We start from the raw sequence: 19,232 nt of genomic DNA, 5'->3' as shown, positions 1-19,232 counted from the left end.
GGGCCGATGATGGCGATCAAGACCGTCAACGCCCTCTCCCACTACACCGACTGGACCATCGGCCACGTACATGCCGGGGCCTTGGGCTGGGTGGCGATGATTACCTTTGGCGCGACCTATCACATGGTGCCAAAGATTTTTGGTCGCGAGCAGATGCACAGCTCGCCGCTGATCAACGCGCACTTCTGGCTGGCCACCATCGGCACGGTGCTGTACATCGCTTCGATGTGGGTCAATGGCATCACCCAGGGCCTGATGTGGCGCGCGATCAACGACGACGGCACGCTGACCTACTCCTTTGTTGAAGGTTTGCAGGCCAGCCATCCGGGCTTCGTGGTGCGCTTCGCCGGGGGCGTATTCTTCCTCGGCGGCATGTTGTTGCTGGCTTACAACGTCTGGCGCACCGTCCGGATGGCCGATGCGGCTATGGCTGAGCGCGAAGCGCAGATTACCTGAGCAGGAAAGCTGCTGCTGGCCGCGCCTCGAAGATGTTAGTGCCCAACGCAACACTGAGGGTTTTACCCCGCCGCGCCCCATGAGCTGACAGAAACCCATCGCGAGCAATTAAACAAGAACTTGCTGGTGTTCTGCGTAGCTGACTGCCCCCCCCAACGACTGGAGATAAAAATGTCCAATAAATTCCTTCCCATCATTGGCCGACGCTCTTTTGTAACCGGCGCGATGATCGCCGCAGCCGCCTCCGCGCTGCCCTCCTTTGCCGACGACAAACCGGCGACCTCACCCAAAGAAAAATACGCTGACCCGAAAAATCCGGCGCTCCCCAAGTCGTCAATGAAACTAGACATCGCCCACGCGGCTCTGGTTGTCATTGACCCGCAAATTGACTTCATGAGCGATAAGGGTAAGGCCTGGGCCGTGGTGGGAGAAAGCGTGACCGAGCAAAACCTGGTGGCCAATTTGCTACGCTTGTTCAAAGCAGCGAAAGCAGCGGATATCACCGTGGCCATCTCGCCGCATTACTACTACCCCCACGATCACGCTTGGCAGATCCAGGGACCAGCTGAGCAATTCCAGCACGACATCAAGATATTCGATCGCCCAAGCGCCCTGAGCCTTGAAGGTTTTCTCAACTCCGGGAGCGATTTCATGCCTGAATTCAAACCCTACATCGAGGACAACAAAACCATAGTCTGCTCACCCCATAAACTGTACGGCCCGCAAGTCAATGACTTGACCCTGCAACTACGCAAACAGCATGTCGACCAAGTGATACTGGTAGGTATGCTCGCCAATCTCTGCGTCGAATCACACCTGCGCGATTTACTTGAGCAGGGCTTTGAGGTTGCGGTGGTACGCGATGCCGTAGCAGGGCCAAAACTGCCCGAAGGCGATGGATATCAGGCCGCGCTGATAAATTACCGCTTCATGGCCAACGCTCTGTGGACCACAGACGAAGCCGTAGCATTACTCGGAGGTAAGGCCTGATCCCCTTCCGCCGTATTTAGCGAGGGCCGTTAATGAAGTTGTCCCAAGGGACGCCTGACAGGTTTCGCGAGTGAGGCAATTTGTGAAGCAATTGCCTGGCGGTGCGCAGATCAACGGAGTCGAAACCCTCGCTGAATCGTCGGTAGACTTGCCAAATCAACTCGTAGGCTTCGCTGTTGCGCCCCTGCAAAACGCGCAACTTTGCCAGTGTGATAGAAGCACGCAATTCCCACCCCAAAGCAGTCTGACGGCGCGCGCAATTCAACGATCGTTGAATACAAGCCTCTGCTCGCTCGAAGTCCGGCGTAGATTGCGTCGAGTATATCTCTGCGGCAATACGCAGCACCTCTGGGGTATCAAATGTTTCACCGTTATCTTCGACCATGCATTGTGCGCCAACGATCATCTGCCGGGCTTTGTCGAACTCGCCCCGCATTGCCAGCCCCTCTGCCAAGCTTTTCATGAACATCGTACTGAGGACTTGATGATTTTCCTCATTTAATACACTCAAGCACTGTTGCAGCAAAACCACACCGCAATCCACACGGCCCTGACGGATCATTAAAATACCTTTAAGCCCCATACCAACGGCCTGATCCGGATTAAGTGCATTTTTGCTGGCGTTGAGCATCAGTTTGTCGATAGTCCTTTCAGCGGTAACCCAATCGCCCACCCAGAGAAACACCGTCGACACGTAAATCAAGGAAATGCAGATGGTCACCGGATGTTTTAGATTCTGCGCATCCTCCAGCGCCTGGCGGGCAATCACCACCGCCTGATCCGGGTAACCTCGCAACCACAAGATTCTGGCCAGGGACACCAGCGCACGAATCTGATGGTCGTAGCCGAAATAAATAGCATCGCCATGCGGTTGTGACGACACCATGTTCAGCCCGGCCGTACATAGTTGCTGAGCCTGCGCCTGCCGACCAACAAGATGACAAGAAACCCCCAGCATCCATTTCGCCATGGCGATACCCGCAGGGCCGGACACTCGCGTGCTGACTTCCATATTCTTGTGGGCTATTTGAAGCGCTTTCTGAAAATCTCCCGCCCGTGTCAAAAAGATGTTCAACCCCGCCAACAAACGCAATTGCCGCGGTGCATCATTGAGACATTCACCTAGCTCTATCCCGCGAATCAAAGCCCTGTGCACCGCCAAAGAGTTGCCGTGAGTGAACATCGAGGAGATGGCAGACGCTTCTTGCAGAATAATCTCTTGCGAACTGCCTCCTGTGTTGTCCAGCGCGGATAACGCCTGCTCACTCCAGCGCAGGCACTCATTGAGCATCGATAGCCCCAAAAACAGCGGCACCGCCGCCGCGGCAAGGCGAATACCAATCTTCAGGTTTTCCGTTTCGGAAAATGACCACTCCAGCGCCGCGCGTAAATTACCCAGATGTTCAAGATAACGGTGAGCGTGCTCATACTCCAGAAAGGAGACCGAGTTCACATCAAGTCGCTCTAACAGTGCAATCTGATGAAGCGCATGCCGCCTGGCCATTTCCCCAGCCTCGCCACTCTGCCGCAGTTTATCCAGGGCATAGACTCGCGTGGTGTCGAGCATTCGATAACGCATGGAACGGCCTGTGGATTGTGCCGAGAGCAATGACTTCGCCACCAACCGCCCAATCATATCGATGACCTGTGTCTCGTCAGCACCGGAATCCAGTAGCACTTCTGTGGCCGTGATGAGAGAAAAAGCTCCACTGAATACCGATAGCCGGCGGAGCACCATCGCCTCCATCGAGGATAGGAGGTTGTAACTCCAATCGAGCATCGCGTTAAGGGTCTGGTGTCGCGGAAGTGCAGTTCGCCGACCACTCCAGAACAGGCTGAAACGACTGTTCAACAACTCGGCAGTACCCTGGATGCCATAGGCGTCGACCCGGCCCGCACCCAACTCGATGGCTAACGCTACGCCGTCGAGTTTGCGGCAGATATGCGCGACAACTGGCGCATCCTCGTCACTCAGAATTAGGGGAGTACCACCTGTCGAAGCCCTTTCTACAAACAATTGAACGGCCGAAAACCCTAAAGCAGTCGCCGCAGACAGATCACTTTGCTCTGGGGGGCAAGCCAATGGACACAAGCGGTGAACGTTCTCACCTTCAGCTTGAAGAGGTTCACGGCTGCTGGCGAGAATGTGCACTTGCACCGCCTCACCGAAGAGCCTTTCTGTCAGCGCAGCAACTGCGTCGATCAAATGCTCACAACTATCAAGCACCAGGAGCAAGCGTTTACTCTTCAAAAACACCACGAGTTCACGGGTGTTATCGGTGCCTTTGCAGTTGGCACCAAAGGCCGAAGCCAATGTCCCCACCAACAATGCCGGATCGGTAACGGAGCCTAGATCGAGAAAGTACACAGCCCCCTCGAAGTGCGACAGTAATGTGTGCGCAACTGCAACAGCCACGGTGGTTTTACCCATTCCTCCTGGACCCGTAATGGTGATGAATCGCTGTCGTTTCAGGCTATTAGCGAGATAACAAACCGTGTCATCTCGACCGACCATTCTCGCTAGACGCGGAGGCAACCCTTCGCCGGACCATACTTGCAAAGGCAAAAGTTGCGTTATGGAGCCCGCGGAGCTGGGCAAAATGACAGGAGCAACAAAGCTATAGCCTCGACCAGGGGCATTGACCACAAAATGGGCGTCCGACTCACCGCATGACAGAGCCTTGCGCAGGCCACAAATGTGTACTCGCAAGCTACTGGTTTCAACAACCACCTCCTGCCAGACGATCCTGATCAGTTCCCGGTTGCTTACCACTTTTCCAGCGTTGGCGATCAGGACAAGCAGGATATCGAGCGCACGACCACCGATTTCAACGCGGCTCCCTTCTTTCAGCAGCAACCGTTTGGTGGGGAAAAACTGGAAATCGCCGAAACGGATCTCGTCCGGAACGAGACGCTGCGCATCTTCAACATCAAGACTCAGTCTATCCATCTTGCAAATACTCATTGCGCAGAAGATAAAAAGTCTGAGAGAAGGCATTCAAGTGGACAGGACTGGGGTGGATCCCGCCGTTATCGAAAGCGTCAGACAATCGATTGTTCGGATCCGTCGAAAATGAACCGCTCAAGATTGCAGTGTAGGGCAGGAATGCTACGACCATTACCCGAGCAAAGGTAGGGCCACAAGACCAAGGGTCGAGAAGCTGAGTTAGACATCGCTCAATACTGCCGTTAACGACACCTCAAGTGAGTAGCGAGTGAGGGCCGTCAGCATCGAAAAAAATGCCGGACTCTGTGGGCCATGCAGAGATTTGGCCAGGAATTGGTGATGTAGACACATTGCGTGATTACGCGGGTGCTCAAACGCCTCTGGCACGCAGAGGCGTTGTACTCTCGCCTAGCCAGCCACCGAACGACGTTGCTGCATGGTACTCCCCAGCGCGCCTTCGGCCATGTGCTGTACCAGATACTCCGCGTCCCGCGCCACGCCTGAAAAACGCCCCGAACCCCAAGTGTATAACCAGGGCAACCCCAGGAAGTACAGACCAGGCTGCGCTGTCACTCCACGTTGGTGGCCAGGATGACCACGACCGTTGAACACCGGAGCCTCGACCCAGGTAAAGTCCGGGCTGAAGCCGATGCACCAGATGATGCTGGTAATGCCCTCGCCTTGCAGATCCAGCTCGCTGCGCTCTTTCCCAGGCACCCAATCTGGCTCATAACGCGCTCCTGCCGGAGCATCAATCGAGTGCTGTTCGATGTACTTGTCGATGGATGCATTGATCCGGTTGTAGACCGCATCGGCATTGTCGAGACTCTCGACCAGATTGTTGGCGAACTGCATGACTGTGCCCTGCAATCCATCGAGACGACCGAACAACTCCATGCCTTCGAGGGCGAATTTACGCAGGTCGATATCACGCCCACCATCACGTCCGGTGACATAGTGGTTGGTGTTGTCACGCACACCTTCACGCAGCGGGTGCGTGTCGACGCCAATCTCGTAGTAGCCCATTTCTGCCAGCCAATCGACCACGTCCTTGCCACGGTAAAAGCGCGCACAACGGGGCGCATCACCGACGGCCAGATAGACCTTGCGACCAGCCAGATGCAAATCTTCAGCAATTTGCGCACCCGACTGTCCGGAACCGACCACCAGCACATTGCCGGCCGGCAACGCTTGGGGATTGCGGTATTGTTCGGAGTGAATCTGATGAATGCCGGCCGGCAAACGCTCAGCCAGACGCGGAATGATCGGCGTGTGATAGCCGCCCGACGCAACAATCACCTGATCAGCGGTGAATTCACCCTGAGAGGTGTGCACCTCGAAACCACCGAGGCTGCGTGGCACCACGCGTTGCACCGTGACCCCTTCACGGGCCGGGGCGTTGACCGATTTGACGAAGCCCGCCAGGTATTCGTTGATCTCGTCTTTCTTCATGAAGCCGTGAGGATCGCTGCCGCCGAATCCTTCTGTATAGGTGTAACCCGGCAATGCACACTGCCAGTTGGGCGTCACCAGACTGAAGGCATCCCAACGCTGGTTGCGCCAGGTGTGGGTCAGGCTGTGCTTCTCCAATACCAGATGCTCGATGCCCTGCTGTTGCAGGTAGTAGCTGGCAGATAAACCCGCCTGGCCACCGCCGACGACGATCACGCTGTGGTGTGGAGGTTTGATTGAAGTGAGGTGACTGGTCATCGGGTGCTCCGGTACTGGGTAACGAAAAGGGTTAAGGGAAAAAACGATGAATCAGAAGGAACTCCAGCCGGCGCCGACCACCTGTCCGGCGCCCTCGGTTCGCATGCTGAGAACGTCAACCTGGCCGTCAATGTGGGTGGGTTCGCTCAAACAACTGGCCTGGCCCTTAAGCGAGCTCAAGGTGTCCATCGCCGAACTGCAATAGAAGCCCTTGACCTGCTTGACCCGCTCCGAGGCATTGCTCAATGCGCTTTCGATGCGTTGCAGAAAGTCCGCCAGCGGGTAACTGGCGCCCTCCTCCAGGTATTGATAAATCACGGTCGAGGGTGAATAACCGGTCGCTTCCCGGCCATTGGGCCAGCGGATTTTGAAATTGACGGCGGGCATGTCAGTACTCCTGTTGATCAAGGTTCAAGGGGGTCAGATCGAGATGGGGGTAGCTGAAACCGGTAAATGGCTGCTCGCGCAGGTTCCAGAATTCGCCGTGTTGCTCACCGAACCGGACGTTCAGCACACCGCTGGAATTGACCTGCGCGATGCGTTCACAGCGCACGCCTTCAACGGCAAAAGCAGCCTGCACCTGCGCCCAGTCACGTTCCTGGAGCGTCAGCAAAAAGCCGTAGCTGGGGAACACCTGTAACCAGCGAGCGAGGTCGGCATCTTCCGGACACGGCAGTGCGGCCAAATCGATCGTCGTGCCACAGCCGGTGGTTTCCAGCAGCATCAACAGACTGCCGAGTACCCCGGCGTTGCTGATGTCTTTGGCCGCTTGCAGCAGGCCGGCTTCGGCCAGGCGCGGCAGCACTTCGAGCTTGCTGCGCAGGCGCTCGGCGGGTACGCCTTCGAAGGCTTTCCAATAGGTACTGTCGGCATGCCAATGCCCTTCAAGATCAACCGCCATGGCGATGACCTGGCCAGGCGCAACATGCAGTGTGGAAAGCAATTTTTGCGCAATACCGGTAATCGCCACCGCCAGTGCGGCGCGATTGCCCGCCGCCAGGCTTGTGTGCCCACCGGCAAGCAATAATCCGTAGGCCTCGCACGCGGCGCGGATGCCTGCCAGCACCTGTTGCGCGGCAGCGTTATCGTGATGCCAATAGGCGTTGACCACTGCCGTCGCGCGACCACCCATGGCCGTAATGTCGCTGACATTAGCCATCACCGCCGACCAACCGGCAAACCACGGAGCCTTCTCGACGAACGCCGGCAACATGCCTTCGATGGCCAGCAGCTGAAAATGATCGCCAGTGGCAATCGCTGCCGTGTCATCACCGGGCAATGCGTAAAGTTGCTCGCGACTCAGGGTTTGTTTCGGGCTGCCGATCACGCCGGCAGGTTGCTGAATCGCCTGTTTTGAACGCATCGCGGGCGTGCTGCGCAATCTGTCGAGCAGTGCCGTCAAATCAGCCGTTTCAATCATGGCGTGCCACCTTCAGTGCTCGCAATGAAACCTGTCGCGGCATCAGCGGGTAGTTCGGCAGGTCCGCCTGCATCAAGCAATGCGGCTGGCCATGCAACTCCATGTGTTCGAGGGTTTGCCAGTGCAAGGCATGAAAATAGGTTTCGTTCTGCGTCTGTACCGTGGCGCGAAACACCTCACACCCCAACTCCTTGGCCCGCGACACGGCTTCATTGACCAGCGCTTTGCCAATCATGCTGTGCCGCCGATACGCCGGGGCCACGCACAATCGCCCGCCAATCCAAAGCCCCGGCTGCGGCTGATAGATGCGCACCGCACCCACTACCTGATCGCAGATCCCGCAATTGCCCGCCAGGGCGACGATGGCAATAGCTTGAAAATCATGGCTGTCCTTGTCCTGGACCAGCAGTTGTTGCTCATCGGAAAACACCGAGCGCCGCAGGGCAAAATAGGCTTGTTTCTCCCAGTGTTCACTGGCGGGCTTGACCAGCAGTTCACCCGCGCGGAACGGTTCGAAGGTGCTGTCGACCAAAGCAAAGGCGAGATTCGACATGGGCGTTCTCCGGTTTATTCGTAGCTTTTGAGGGCCGAGCACGCGCCACATTTGGCGCAACCGGCGTTGATCTGATCAGAGTGCAAACCGTGACGACGCAGGCTCGCGCCGATCTGCGGATAGAGCCTGGCCATCATCGCGCTGTCGGGTTTTGGGTGATTAGCCAGCGGTGTGCCGTCGATGGGTACGAACGGCACTACGAACGGATACACACCCAGCGCGCACAAGCGCTCGCTCATCTCGCTGATCGCTGCTTCGCTGTCACCCAGGCCTGCGAGAATGTAGGTGCTGACCTGGCCCCGACCGAATACCTCAACCGCCGCACTGAACGCTTCGAAATAGCGACTCAGCGGAACCTCGGCCTTGCCCGGCATGATCCGTTGGCGCACGTCATCAGTGACCGCTTCCAGGTGCATGCCCAGAGACACCACGCCGCTATCGGCCAGGCGCTGGAACCAGCGATCGTCGTCCGGCGGTTCGCACTGGGCCTGAATCGGCAGATCGACGGCTGCGGTTACGGCGACGGCAGACTCACACAAAATCGCCGCGCCGCGGTCCGGGGTTTGCGGGGTGCCGGTGGTCATCACCATGTGCTTGACACCATCGAGTTCCACCGCCGCTTTTGCCACTTCAGCCAGTTGTTGCGGGCGTTTGCGGGCGATGGTCTTGCCCGCGGCCAGCGACTGGCCAATAGCGCAGAACTGGCAGGAGCTGCCGCGATCATTGAAGCGAATGCAGTGCTGCAACACCGTTGTCGCGAGTACATCGCTGCTGTGCAGCGTGGCGATCTTCCAGTAAGGAATGCCATCGGCGGTACTCAAACCGTAGAACTTCGGGACACCGGGCATCTGTACCTGACCGACCTGCAACCCCTCGCGAAAGATCAGTGCCTGACTGCCATCGGCACTGGGTTGTGCTTGATAGGGCGAATCCTGCGAGGCCTGATTGAGGATCGGCACCATCATCGTTCGGCTGCCGAAACTCAGCGCCTTGTGATCTGATGGCCCCGCGCCACCCTGTCGAGACAAGCCGTTTTGCGCGGCAGGCCAACGCACGCCATGGCATTGCAGTTCGGCCAGCAACTCATTGGTGTGCATGATCGAACTCCTCGCCGGCAACCGCCACAAGGTGCGCGGCGCGTTCATGCACATGCGCCGTGGGCGTGCGGTCGATCAACAGGCTGAGCAGTTCAGGACGGCTGTAATGCCCGACCGAATCCATCATTCGTTTGCGCTTGTCGATCAAGGCCAGATCGAGATCGGCAATCACCACGCCTTCGCCAGAACGCTGCGGCTCGCCGAGCAGTTTGCCTTCGGGAGAGACGATGGCCGTGAAGCAACCGCCCGAAATCGGGCTGATTCCACAACCGGTGTCCTGCATGATCTGGCCTTGCTGATCGGCATCCAGCCACGCTGTGGCGTTGACCACAAAGCAACCCGACTCCAGGGCGTGATGACGAATGGTGACTTCGATTTGCTCGGCGAAAATATCGCCGACCAGCGAGCCGGGAAACATCGCGGCGTGGATCTGTTCGCCGTCCGCCATCAAGGCGTATCGGGCCAGCGGGTTGTAATGCTCCCAGCACGCCAGCGAACCAATGCGACCGATTGCGCTGTCGATCGCACGCAGGCCTGAACCGTCGCCCTGCCCCCAGACCATGCGCTCATGGTAGGTCGGCGTGATCTTGCGTCGATGCTGAATCAGGCTGCCGTCGGCATCGAACAGTAATTGCGCGTTGTAGATCGTGCCGCCATCGCGCTCATTCACCCCGATGGAAACGACCATGCCGGCTTGCTTGCAGGCTTCGCCAATCGCCAACGTGGCGGCGGACGGCACCGTGACAGATTGGTCGAGCAGCTTGAGGTGTTGTGCGCCCATGGCAAAGGCTGGCTGCACAAACGAAAAGTAGGGGTAGTAAGGCACCACCGTTTCCGGGAACACGGCGAACTGCACGCCTTGTCGACCGAGGGCGATGATCTGTTGGCAGACCTTGTCCACGGTGCCTTCGCGGCTGTAAAGCACCGGGCTGATCTGTACGGCGGCTGCGCGAATGATGGCCATGAGGGGTCCTGAGTTCGTAGTGATTTGTATGTTTCACATCAGTCCTGTGGGAGCTGGCTTGCCTGCGATGCGGATTTCACGGTGTGTCAGGCACACCGCCATCGCGAGCAGGCTCGCTCCCACAAAGGTTTGTGCTGTCAGGCAGTCCAGGTATCGATGATCATCGCGCCCTCACGGCGCATCAGTAGCCGCAGGTCCATCACGTCCAGCGGGTTGATCGGGCGGATGCCTTCGATCAGGGCTTTTTCGGTCTGGCCGTACAACGCTTGCAGGGCGAACCGGCAGGCGTAAACCTCACCGCCTTCTTCCATGAATTGAATGAGTTGCTTGTTCACCGCCAGGTGACCGGGAAATGCTTCAGCCCCCAGGGTCGGGAAACCACGCTGCACACCCAGCTGCACGCCTGGCCCGTACAGCAGGATTTTGGTTTCAAAACCTTTGCGCAACAGGCGCTTGGCCTGAAGCATATTGACCAGGCCAATGGAGCCTTCGAAAGCGATGGTGTGGAAGGTGATCAGGACTTTTTCGCCGGGCTCGGCCTTGATGTCCTCAAAGACTTTCTCTTCGTAATTGACCAGGAAGTCGCCGTCTTTGTAATGGGGAATATCCACGGTTGGCATAGTGTCGCTCTCCAGTTTCTTCGTGCTTGAACGTCAGCCAGTGTTGGCTGCCGGGTTGCAGGAGATAGAGCGAACGCCGTGCCAGGAAATAAAATTATTTTCCGCATCATCGCAAGTCGTTGATTAATCTGAAGATGACAATCTGATCCGGTTTTTCATGGCGTATCTGACGCTATCGGTGAATCACGCATTCCCGTAGAAATACGAATATTCGTAGCGGCCAACAACGAGATCTCGTATCCATGAACGAATCAGACTCACTCAACGGCTGGGCCGACCTGGCGTACTCGTCACGGCACATGGTGTTCGAGCATTGCGCCGAAGCCATCGCACTGCTCAATCCGTTTTCCGATCGACTGGGCGACCTGAACATCGCCGCCTGCAAGTTGCTCGGCTACCCACGCCAGGAATTGCTGGAGCTGCCGGTCAGCAAGCTGTTCGGCCATCAATTGGCGGACCTGATCGTGTTCACCCAGGCCGTGATGGACAAAGGTCGCGGCTGGACCGAAGAGTTGAGCTGCAACTGTAAAAGCGGCGAACGTATCGAGCTGGAAATATCCGCCACGACGTTGCAAATCAAGGGCGAGCAGCAACTGATTCTGGTGCTGCGTGAGTTGAGCCATGAGAAATACCAACGCGACCAGGCCCACACTGAGCGCACCATGCGTGGCGGGCTGATTGAGTGGCGCAACATCCTCAATCTGTTCCAGGAAAGCGAGCGCGATAACCAACTGCTGCTCAGTTCCGTCGGCGATGGTATCTACAGCATCAACAGCGAAGGCCTGGCTACCTTCGTCAACCCGGCTGGCGCGCGCATGCTGGGCTGGGAACCACAGGACATGATCGGCAAAAACATTCATCGCATTCACCACCATACTCATGCAGACGGCAGCCATTATCCGGTCGAGGAATGCCCGATCTACAAGGCCGTGCGCGATGGCGTGGTCCACGAGGGACGCCAGGAGGTGTTCTGGCGCCGCGACGGCAGTTCGTTCCCGGTGGAGTTCACCAGCACCCCGGTGATCTCCGATGGCCGCATCGTCGGCGCCGTGGTGGTGTTTCGCGACATCACTGAGCGACGCAGTACCGAAAACCAGCTGCAAATCGCCCTTGAAGAACTCAAGGTACTCAAGGATCGGCTCGAAGAACAAAACGCGTACCTGCAGGAAGAGATCCACATCGAGCACAACTTCCGCGAGATCGTTGGCCAGAGCGAGCCGATCAGCAAAATAATCAAACAGATTGACGTGGTCGCGCCGACGGATGCCAGCGTGCTGATCAACGGCGAGTCGGGTACGGGCAAGGAACTGATCGCCCGAGCGATCCATCAGGCGAGCCGCCGCAATGCCAGTCCGCTGATCCGGGTCAATTGCGCGGCCATCCCGGCGGAACTGTTCGAAAGCGAATTCTTCGGCCACATTCGTGGCGCCTTTACCGGCGCTGTGCGTGACCGCGTCGGGCGTTTTGAACTGGCGGACGGCGGCACGCTGTTCCTCGATGAAATCGGAGAAATCCCCCTCGAACTGCAAAGTAAACTGCTGCGGGTTTTGCAGGAAGGCCAGTTCGAACGGGTCGGCGAAGAGCGCACCCGCAAGGTTGATGTGCGGATCATTGCCGCGACGAACCGCGATCTGCGCCAGGAAGTCGCTGCGAAGCATTTCCGTGAGGATCTGTACTTCCGGCTCAACGTTTTCCCGATTCAGTCGCCAGCATTACGTGAACGTCCGATTGATATTGCACCTCTGGCCGCCCATTTCCTCAAGCAGACCAGCACGCGTTTGAACATGCCAGGACGACGCCTGCGCAACCGTGACATCGAGCGGCTGCAACGGTATTCATGGCCGGGCAATATTCGCGAGTTGCAAAACGTCATCGAGCGCGCACTGATCACTTCCGTTGGCGCGGATCTGAACCTGGATCTGCCCGACGAACCCAACCCCGGTCCCTGCGCGCCACAGCGGCCCTCCTCCACGACTGCAATCATGACTGACGCTCAGATTCGCGAACTCGAACGCAGCAACATGGAAGCGGCGCTCAAGGCTGCGGATGGCAAGTTGTTCGGTAAAGGCGGTGCCGCTGAACTGCTGGGGCTCAAACCCACGACACTGGCTTCGAGGTTCAAGCGGCTTGAAATCAAACTGGGGGAATAATGTTGTTCCGGTGGGCCACGTAATTTCGTGACATCCACTACGAGAATTCGTATTTCTACGAACTCACGTAGCGCCTCGATACCGCCATCGCCCACCCACCAACCAGAAATTATTATTGATAATCATATAGTTAGAACCATCCTAGAGAACTGCTGTAAATCGGCACGCCTTTCGCAATCGGGAAATCAGCCCCGTCACTTCCCCGTGACGGCTAGACCGCCCTGCGGGGCGAAATGACGGATTCCTGCCATGCCGACATCCTCAGCGTTCACCGCCACCCGTTCAGAAACCTACCTGGCTTCGATGCCCAACCTGGCCTACACCGGGTTGTCGGAAAACTGGTTGTTGAAAGAATGCGGCCATCAACACTGGCTCGCGCTAGCCCAATTGCATGATCGGTCTTTGCCGGATTTTGTCGATGAGCAAGGTCGCATCGCCTATGCCGCGTTCACTGGCGTAAAGCTGTGGAATCTGAAACTGGAAGCGATCGTCGAGAATCGCCCGTTCCAGATCCGTACCCGGATCGGGCGCGGTGGGCAAGCCCGGCATTACAGTGAACATGAAGTCAGGCTTGGCGAGCGTATCGTGGGGCAACTGGCATTGCTATCCACCTTCGTCAGCCGTCACGTACCCGGCGACAATCGCAGCGTCAGCAAAGCATGCCTCAGGGACACTCAAGCACCTGTGACACAACCACCGCAGGTGTTGCAGCAACTGCACGCCGACAATCGACGCATACGTGGCGGTGACTGGCACAGTCATTACGGCATCGATCGCCAGTCAACCGAGGCGCGCGTACTGGACTTTACGCCCTGCCCTGACATCGACTTCAACGGTGCCGACCTGCTGTACTTCGCCAACTTCCAGGCCATGGTCGAGCGTGCGGAATGGGCCTTGTTGGGCTTGCGCCGCCCCGGCCTCATTCGCCAGCGCGAGCTGCATTTCTACGGCAACCTGAACATCAACGACAGCTTGCAAATCCGGCTGCACACGGGACAGCCAGGCCAACGAGAGCCACACTGGTGTGAGGTATTCCGGCGTAGCGACTTCTTCAAACTGGCGGATGTTTTTACCCACAAACACCATCTCACCAAGTGCAGCCAACCATGAGCCACCCTCCTCTCTGGCGGCCGGAAGGCCTGCGGCTCAAACCGCTGTATCACTGCAGTGACCTGGAAGGTCTTGAGCACTTGCACAGCCTGCCCGGCAAGGCACCGTTTGTGCGTGGTCCCTATTCGAGCATGTACCCGGAAAAACCCTGGACGGTGCGCCAGTACACCGGATTTGCCGGTGCCGATGCCAGCAACCAGCGACTGCGACAACGGCTGGCCGAAGGCGCGAAGGGGTTGTCCCTGGCCTTCGACTTGCCGACACACCGTGGCTATGACTCCGACGATCCCCAGTGGCAAGCCGATGTCGGCAGGGCAGGTGTCGCCATCGACAGCGTCGAAGACATGGTGGAGTTGCTGGATGGGATTGCCCTGGACCAGGTGTCGGTGTCACTCACCATGAACGGCGCGGTATTGCCCGTGCTGGCGGCCTTCATCGTTGCTGCACAAGAATCCGGCGTCGCTGCAGAGCAGCTCAGCGGCACGATCCAGAACGACATTCTCAAAGAGTTCACGGTACGCAACACCTACATTTTTGCGCCACAGCCCTCGATGCGCATCACCCTGGATGTGATCGGATACTTGAACGAACACATGCCGCGATTCAACCCGATTTCAGTGTCCGGCTACCACTTTCAGGAGGCCGGTGCCGACGCTGTGCTGGAGCTGGCGCTGACCTTGGTCAATGCCAGAACCTATGCCGAACAGGTACAAAAGAGCGGCCTGAACCTGCAACGATTCTGTGAGCGCATCAGCTTTTTTTTCGGCATCGGCAGCGATTTTTTCAGCGAAGTCGCCAAGTGTCGCGCGGCCCGCCTGCTCTGGTCCGAAATAACCCGAGACCTGGGCGTCAAGAGTGAAAAAGGCCAGGCGCTGCGCATGCACTGCCAGACATCAGGCTGGTCGCTCAGCGCTCAGGACCCGCTCAACAATGTCGTGCGCACAACCGTCCAGGCCATGGCCGCGGTATTCGGCGGCACGCAGTCCCTTCACACCAATGCCTGGGACGAGGCCCTGACACTACCCAGTGAAGACTCATCAAGATTGGCCAGTAATACCCAACACATCCTTCAACAGGAAACCGGACTTTGTGATGTGGTGGACCCTTGGGCGGGGTCCTACATGATGGAATCCCTGACGGCACAAATGGCTGCGCTGGTTCGCCAAAAGATGATCGAAATAGATGCCCGGGGAGGCGTGTTCCAGTCGATAGCGTCCGGCTGGATCAGTCAGGCCATCCACCTCCAGGCCATGTCAACCCAGGCCCGTCTTGATTGCGGGATCCAGCGGCGTGTTGCTTCAAATGAACCCGCGCAAGCAGCGCAGGCGCCTGCGTTACCCGTGGACAGCCAGACACTGCGCGCCCGCCAGTGCCGACGCCTCAGCAGCCTGCGCCTGAGGCGCGACACTGCCCGTGTCGAAACCCTGCTGCAGGCAATCACCGAATGTGCACGCTCAGGCCAGGGTAATCTGCTGGACAAGACCATGGCTGCCATCAGGGCGCGGGCAACACTCGGCGAATGCACCCAGGCCCTGGAAAAGGTGTGGCCACGCTACAGGCAAGACCTGAGTTTTCACGCCGGCCACTATGGGCCCGCCGTGAATAACCTCCCCGATTGGACCCTGGTCGGTACGCGCATTTGCCGCTTTGTCGTTGACCATAATCGGCCACCCAGGATGCTGCTGACCAAGTTGGGCCAGGACGGGCATGACCGTGGTATTCGATTGATAGCCGCGGCGCTCGTCGATGCCGGCTTCGAGGTGCGTCTGCTACCCCTGTTTCAAACACCGATTCAATTACTGCAATCACTGGAGGAAGAAGGCCAGGTGGATCTGATCGGAATTTCAAGTCTGGCCGGGGCGCACAACGAATTACTCGCTGAACTGTTGAGTCTGTTGAACGATCGTGAACTCAATATTTCGGTGGTCGTGGGAGGAATCATTCCGGACGCCGATGTACAACAGCTACTGCGCCAGGGGGTCAAGGCGTGTTTCGGTCCGGGCCAGGAGGTGATTGAGATCATCGAGCAGTTGGTCGGGCTGCTCCAGCTCCCTGATGCGCAGGTCCTTGCATCTACGACACTGGCCAGGGCAAACGCGATTTCCGATGGCTAGCCAGTTAAATCTGAGCGTCGCGTTCAATCATGACCGTACGATGAGAACCATTGCTCAAAATCCCGGCAAGACAGTGGCGCTGAAAAAAAGTTACCTTGCCCGATCTTGTAGCCTTGGGCTTTGAGAATCTCACACTGAATAGCGTGCTCAATACCTTCAGCCACTACGTGCAACGAAAGCCCTCTGCCTATTGCAACGACGGATTCGCTTAAAGCGCGGCAGGACATATCGTGTTCCAGATCGTCGACAAAGCTCTTGTCCAGTTTCAGCTCGCTGATTGGCAGGTGCCGTAAATACCCGAGGCTGGAATAACCTGTACCAAAGTCATCAATGGCCAGTCGTACCCCCAATGCATGCAAATCCCGGATGGCTTGCTCGGCCCCAAGACTGTCGCTCAGCAACACACCCTCGGTCACTTCCACGCATAAATTGACGGGCTTCAAGCCGCAACGTTGCAGTTGTTGAGCAATCAGCGTCGCCAGGTTCAGGTTGTGAAAATTGATGGGCGAGAGATTGATCGACACGGATGGCACTTGCAAACCTTGCTGCTGCCACTCGGCAAGCTGTTCACAGGCCTCCCGCAACACCCATTGACTCAGGTCATTGATCAGCCCGCATTCCTCGGCAAGAGGAATAAATTGCATTGGCGAGATAGTACCGAGTGTTGGGTGTGCCCAACGCGCCAGTGCCTCAACACCGACCAGACGCCTGCTGTTCAAGTCGATTTGTGGCTGATAATGCAGTTCCAGGCCACTGTCAGTGAGCGCTTTGCGCAGTTCTGTTTCCAGCATCAATCGCCCTTGAGCGAGTCGGTTCATCTCTTCAAGAAAGAAACTGAAGGTCCCCCGCTCGGCCCGTTTGGCCTGGTACATGGCAATGTCAGCGCAATGCAACAGACTCTCCATGTCTTGACCATCCCCCGGGAACAGGCTGATGCCGATGCTGGCGGAAACAACGATAGAAGTGCCCGCAATCGTCGTCGGAGCCTTCAGGATCATCATCAGTCGCTCAAGAAAGATCGTGACCTGTGTCGCATTCATCCGCGGCAGTACCAACACGAACTCATCACCGGATAAACGCCCAACGAAATCAGAATCTCGAAGCACGCTGCGTAACCGTTGGGCCATGACTCGCAGCAACTCGTCTCCCGACGCGTGCCCCAAGGCGTCGTTGACCTGTTTGAATCGGTCCAGATCGATAAACAGAACGGCAAGCTCTGCAGCTTCTCGAGTCATTTCAAGAATGCATTTGTGTGCTTGGGAAAGCAGGAAATTTCGGTTGGGCAAACCGGTCAACGCATCGTAGAAAGCCATTCTTCGAATGGATTGACGCGCCTCCTCCCGTTCAAGTGCCAACATGCACAAGTGCGTCCCTGCCGACACCAAGTGAGCGTGCAAGGGGTCGGGGCCGCGGCTTTCCCTGAAGTAGAGCGCAAAGGTCGCCGCAATCCGTCCCGCCCCGTTGCGCACAGGAATAGACCAACAAGCCCGCAGGCCTGACTGTTTCGCCAGCCATTTGTACTCAGCCCACAGCGGGTCATTATTGATGTCCGTTACCAGAACCGGTTCGCCCCGATAGGCGGCCGTGCCGCAGGAACCCGCCACAGGACCGATGGATAATCCCTCAATGGCCCTGGAGTAATCGGTGGGCAAGCCTGGACTGGCTAACGGGTGCAAGATCCCCTCCTCGTCCACGCTCAGGATCGAGACAATGACTTCGGGGGCGATGCGCTCAATTTCGTGGCACATCATGGTTAGCACGCTCTCCAGGGGCTCCTCTTTCAGCAGTGCACCAATGACCCTTTCCTGTAGGACCTCATGCAGTTTTGACTGGGTAATGTCGGTCAGTACGATCACGACATTTTCGAGCAACCCTTGCGTGTCGAACACGGGCGTTGATGAGACGTGCACCCATAGTCGTTGACCGTTGCGCTTGCTGATCAAGGCGCTTACATCATGAGGTTGACCACAGAGAATGCCTTCCAGCCCTGGTTCCGCAGGCGCTTGCGCAGGAACATCGGAGACAAAGAACATCAGCGGTGACTGCCCGATCATTTCCTCACGGGAATAGCCCAGCAGCCGAATGAGCCCATCGTTGACATAAATAAGGCAAGAGTTCGCGTCAACGATACAGGTGGCCGAGCTGGTGACATTGACCGACATCGACAGCAAGCCGCGTTCGATGTCGTTCAAGCGTAATTGCGTTATATCCTTGAGGAAGGCCGCGTACAGGATTCGGTCATGAAGAGCGATTTTCGAGATAGACATAGAGCCCCAGCGCTCCTCGCCACCCTCACGCTCGATCCGGACATCCCGACTGACGCCCACAATTTTATTGATCCCAGTCTCGCGGTTAGCACTGATATAGCCATCATGATGGGCGCGTAAAGTGTGAGGGACCAGGGAGCTGACATTTCGACCCAGCACTTCAATCCGAGAACAGCCCCAAAACGTCTCGGCAGCGCTATTGAAAAACACCACCCGGTTGTGATCATCAATGATCACAACCGCATCGATCGCCTGCTCCAGTGTTTGTATGAAAAAGTCTTCCGCCTCTGCGTCACTCGTCAGTCCGACTTTTGCATTCATTGCTGCTACTTTCCATACGGCCACCGGGCTTTATCCTTAAAGGCCTTGTGGAGCACCAAAAGAGCCCTCTTCACTAGAGGGTGAGCGCAACATTCAATACTGGATCCTGATGTCAAAAAACGCGGTTCTGCCTGCCCCTGCACACAAGATCACAACAGTGCTCAGTCTCAAAGACTCAGGATAGCTCTGAAGTCTTTCCCGGTCGCACATGACTGATCACAATCGACCTGCCGAACGACCCACGGTCGTAACAGTGACAGCACCGGGCAAGGCAATTACAATTTGATTAACATCTAGCGATTGAGTGATTGAATACCCCATGGAAAGCAAGACTGCGCGCCTCACAGTGCTCATTGATCCCATCAAGAAAAAAGCGTTCGAGGAGCTCTGTGCAGCACAGGATTTGACGCCTTCGCAGGTGGTCCGCCAGCTGATTCGTGACTACCTGGACGCCCACGGCGCCAGTTATTCGACCAAAAGCAAGCACGCCACCAGCACCAAGCCATAACCCGG

The 19,232-nt window shown here is 57.2% G+C and carries 15 protein-coding genes; 6 read left to right on the top strand and 9 right to left on the bottom strand.

Annotated features, from left to right (window positions below; all coding sequences use genetic code 11):
- Positions 1-456 (top strand): cbb3-type cytochrome c oxidase subunit I (locus FFS64_RS27790; protein WP_171017146.1); only part of this gene is annotated, 456 nt, incomplete at its 5' end.
- 336 nt (positions 457-792) lie between these two features.
- Entirely contained in the window at positions 793-1,446 is a 654-nt protein-coding gene (locus FFS64_RS27785; protein WP_256660562.1) for a cysteine hydrolase, read from the top strand.
- A gap of 16 nt (positions 1,447-1,462) precedes the next feature.
- On the opposite strand, the gene FFS64_RS27780 is transcribed toward FFS64_RS27785, so the two are convergent.
- The 8 genes from FFS64_RS27780 to FFS64_RS27745 form a co-directional block, all read right to left on the bottom strand.
- Positions 1,463-4,396: a winged helix-turn-helix domain-containing protein gene (locus FFS64_RS27780; RefSeq protein ID WP_171017145.1), complete on the bottom strand. Its 2,934-nt coding sequence runs from the start codon at positions 4,394-4,396 to the stop codon at positions 1,463-1,465.
- A 405-nt stretch (positions 4,397-4,801) separates the two neighbouring features.
- Positions 4,802-6,103, bottom strand: a complete 1,302-nt coding sequence (locus FFS64_RS27775) for an MSMEG_0569 family flavin-dependent oxidoreductase (protein WP_137807977.1) — start codon at positions 6,101-6,103, stop codon at positions 4,802-4,804.
- A gap of 51 nt (positions 6,104-6,154) precedes the next feature.
- Positions 6,155-6,490, bottom strand: a complete 336-nt coding sequence (locus tag FFS64_RS27770) for an MSMEG_0570 family nitrogen starvation response protein (RefSeq protein ID WP_137807976.1) — start codon at positions 6,488-6,490, stop codon at positions 6,155-6,157.
- A 1-nt stretch (position 6,491) separates the two neighbouring features.
- A complete protein-coding gene (locus tag FFS64_RS27765; protein ID WP_137807975.1) occupies positions 6,492-7,523 on the bottom strand; it encodes a sll0787 family AIR synthase-like protein in 1,032 nt (343 codons plus the stop codon).
- Positions 7,516-8,076 carry an MSMEG_0567/Sll0786 family nitrogen starvation N-acetyltransferase gene (locus FFS64_RS27760; protein ID WP_137807974.1) on the bottom strand — a complete coding sequence of 187 codons (561 nt, stop codon included), beginning with the start codon at positions 8,074-8,076 and terminating at the stop codon, positions 7,516-7,518. The genes FFS64_RS27765 and FFS64_RS27760 overlap by 8 nt, the downstream gene beginning before the upstream one ends.
- Before the next feature lie 14 nt (positions 8,077-8,090).
- Positions 8,091-9,173 (bottom strand): MSMEG_0568 family radical SAM protein, encoded by a 1,083-nt coding sequence (locus FFS64_RS27755; protein WP_137807973.1) that lies wholly within the window; start codon positions 9,171-9,173, stop codon positions 8,091-8,093.
- Positions 9,160-10,137: a Nit6803 family nitrilase gene (locus tag FFS64_RS27750; protein ID WP_137807972.1), complete on the bottom strand. Its 978-nt coding sequence runs from the start codon at positions 10,135-10,137 to the stop codon at positions 9,160-9,162. Before FFS64_RS27750 ends, FFS64_RS27755 begins: the two co-directional genes overlap by 14 nt.
- A gap of 137 nt (positions 10,138-10,274) precedes the next feature.
- Positions 10,275-10,757 carry an MSMEG_0572/Sll0783 family nitrogen starvation response protein gene (locus tag FFS64_RS27745; protein WP_007969977.1) on the bottom strand — a complete coding sequence of 161 codons (483 nt, stop codon included), beginning with the start codon at positions 10,755-10,757 and terminating at the stop codon, positions 10,275-10,277.
- 242 nt (positions 10,758-10,999) lie between these two features.
- Between FFS64_RS27745 and FFS64_RS27740 the strand changes: the two genes are divergently transcribed.
- From FFS64_RS27740 to scpA, 3 genes are all read left to right on the top strand, one after another.
- On the top strand, positions 11,000-12,907 hold the full coding sequence (locus FFS64_RS27740; protein ID WP_137807971.1) for a sigma 54-interacting transcriptional regulator: 1,908 nt from the start codon (positions 11,000-11,002) through the stop codon (positions 12,905-12,907).
- A 249-nt stretch (positions 12,908-13,156) separates the two neighbouring features.
- Complete coding sequence (locus FFS64_RS27735; RefSeq protein ID WP_137807970.1) at positions 13,157-14,017, top strand: Pnap_2097 family protein; 861 nt, start codon at positions 13,157-13,159, stop codon at positions 14,015-14,017.
- Positions 14,014-16,131: a methylmalonyl-CoA mutase gene (gene scpA, locus FFS64_RS27730; protein ID WP_137807969.1), complete on the top strand. Its 2,118-nt coding sequence runs from the start codon at positions 14,014-14,016 to the stop codon at positions 16,129-16,131. The genes FFS64_RS27735 and scpA overlap by 4 nt, the downstream gene beginning before the upstream one ends.
- Positions 16,132-16,154: 23 nt before the next feature.
- Here scpA and FFS64_RS27725 read toward each other — a convergent pair whose 3' ends face one another.
- Positions 16,155-18,719 carry an EAL domain-containing protein gene (locus tag FFS64_RS27725; RefSeq protein WP_137807968.1) on the bottom strand — a complete coding sequence of 855 codons (2,565 nt, stop codon included), beginning with the start codon at positions 18,717-18,719 and terminating at the stop codon, positions 16,155-16,157.
- Between the two features lie 319 nt (positions 18,720-19,038).
- Between FFS64_RS27725 and FFS64_RS27720 the strand changes: the two genes are divergently transcribed.
- Entirely contained in the window at positions 19,039-19,227 is a 189-nt protein-coding gene (locus tag FFS64_RS27720) for a ribbon-helix-helix protein, CopG family (RefSeq protein WP_095194320.1), read from the top strand.
- The last annotated feature ends 5 nt before the right edge of the window (positions 19,228-19,232 follow it).

This window comes from Pseudomonas sp. G(2018) (assembly GCF_005502415.1).
Classification (GTDB): domain Bacteria; phylum Pseudomonadota; class Gammaproteobacteria; order Pseudomonadales; family Pseudomonadaceae; genus Aquipseudomonas.
Note: the sequence above shows the minus strand (reverse complement) of the source record. Positions and strands in the feature narration are given on the sequence as shown.

Bases quoted from the DNA above. Each gene is read 5' to 3' on its own strand.
- FFS64_RS27760 (WP_137807974.1), bottom strand. From the start codon at position 8,076: ATGTCGAATCTCGCCTTTGCTTTGGTCGACAGCACCTTCGAACCGTTC.
- scpA (WP_137807969.1), top strand. From the start codon at position 14,014: ATGAGCCACCCTCCTCTCTGGCGGCCGGAAGGCCTGCGGCTCAAACCG.
- FFS64_RS27785 (WP_256660562.1), top strand. From the start codon at position 793: ATGAAACTAGACATCGCCCACGCGGCTCTGGTTGTCATTGACCCGCAA.
- FFS64_RS27780 (WP_171017145.1), bottom strand. From the start codon at position 4,396: ATGGATAGACTGAGTCTTGATGTTGAAGATGCGCAGCGTCTCGTTCCG.
- FFS64_RS27720 (WP_095194320.1), top strand. From the start codon at position 19,039: ATGGAAAGCAAGACTGCGCGCCTCACAGTGCTCATTGATCCCATCAAG.
- FFS64_RS27770 (WP_137807976.1), bottom strand. From the start codon at position 6,490: ATGCCCGCCGTCAATTTCAAAATCCGCTGGCCCAATGGCCGGGAAGCG.
- FFS64_RS27775 (WP_137807977.1), bottom strand. From the start codon at position 6,103: ATGACCAGTCACCTCACTTCAATCAAACCTCCACACCACAGCGTGATC.
- FFS64_RS27725 (WP_137807968.1), bottom strand. From the start codon at position 18,719: ATGAATGCAAAAGTCGGACTGACGAGTGACGCAGAGGCGGAAGACTTT.
- FFS64_RS27755 (WP_137807973.1), bottom strand. From the start codon at position 9,173: ATGCACACCAATGAGTTGCTGGCCGAACTGCAATGCCATGGCGTGCGT.
- FFS64_RS27735 (WP_137807970.1), top strand. From the start codon at position 13,157: ATGCCGACATCCTCAGCGTTCACCGCCACCCGTTCAGAAACCTACCTG.
- FFS64_RS27740 (WP_137807971.1), top strand. From the start codon at position 11,000: ATGAACGAATCAGACTCACTCAACGGCTGGGCCGACCTGGCGTACTCG.
- FFS64_RS27765 (WP_137807975.1), bottom strand. From the start codon at position 7,523: ATGATTGAAACGGCTGATTTGACGGCACTGCTCGACAGATTGCGCAGC.
- FFS64_RS27750 (WP_137807972.1), bottom strand. From the start codon at position 10,137: ATGGCCATCATTCGCGCAGCCGCCGTACAGATCAGCCCGGTGCTTTAC.
- FFS64_RS27745 (WP_007969977.1), bottom strand. From the start codon at position 10,757: ATGCCAACCGTGGATATTCCCCATTACAAAGACGGCGACTTCCTGGTC.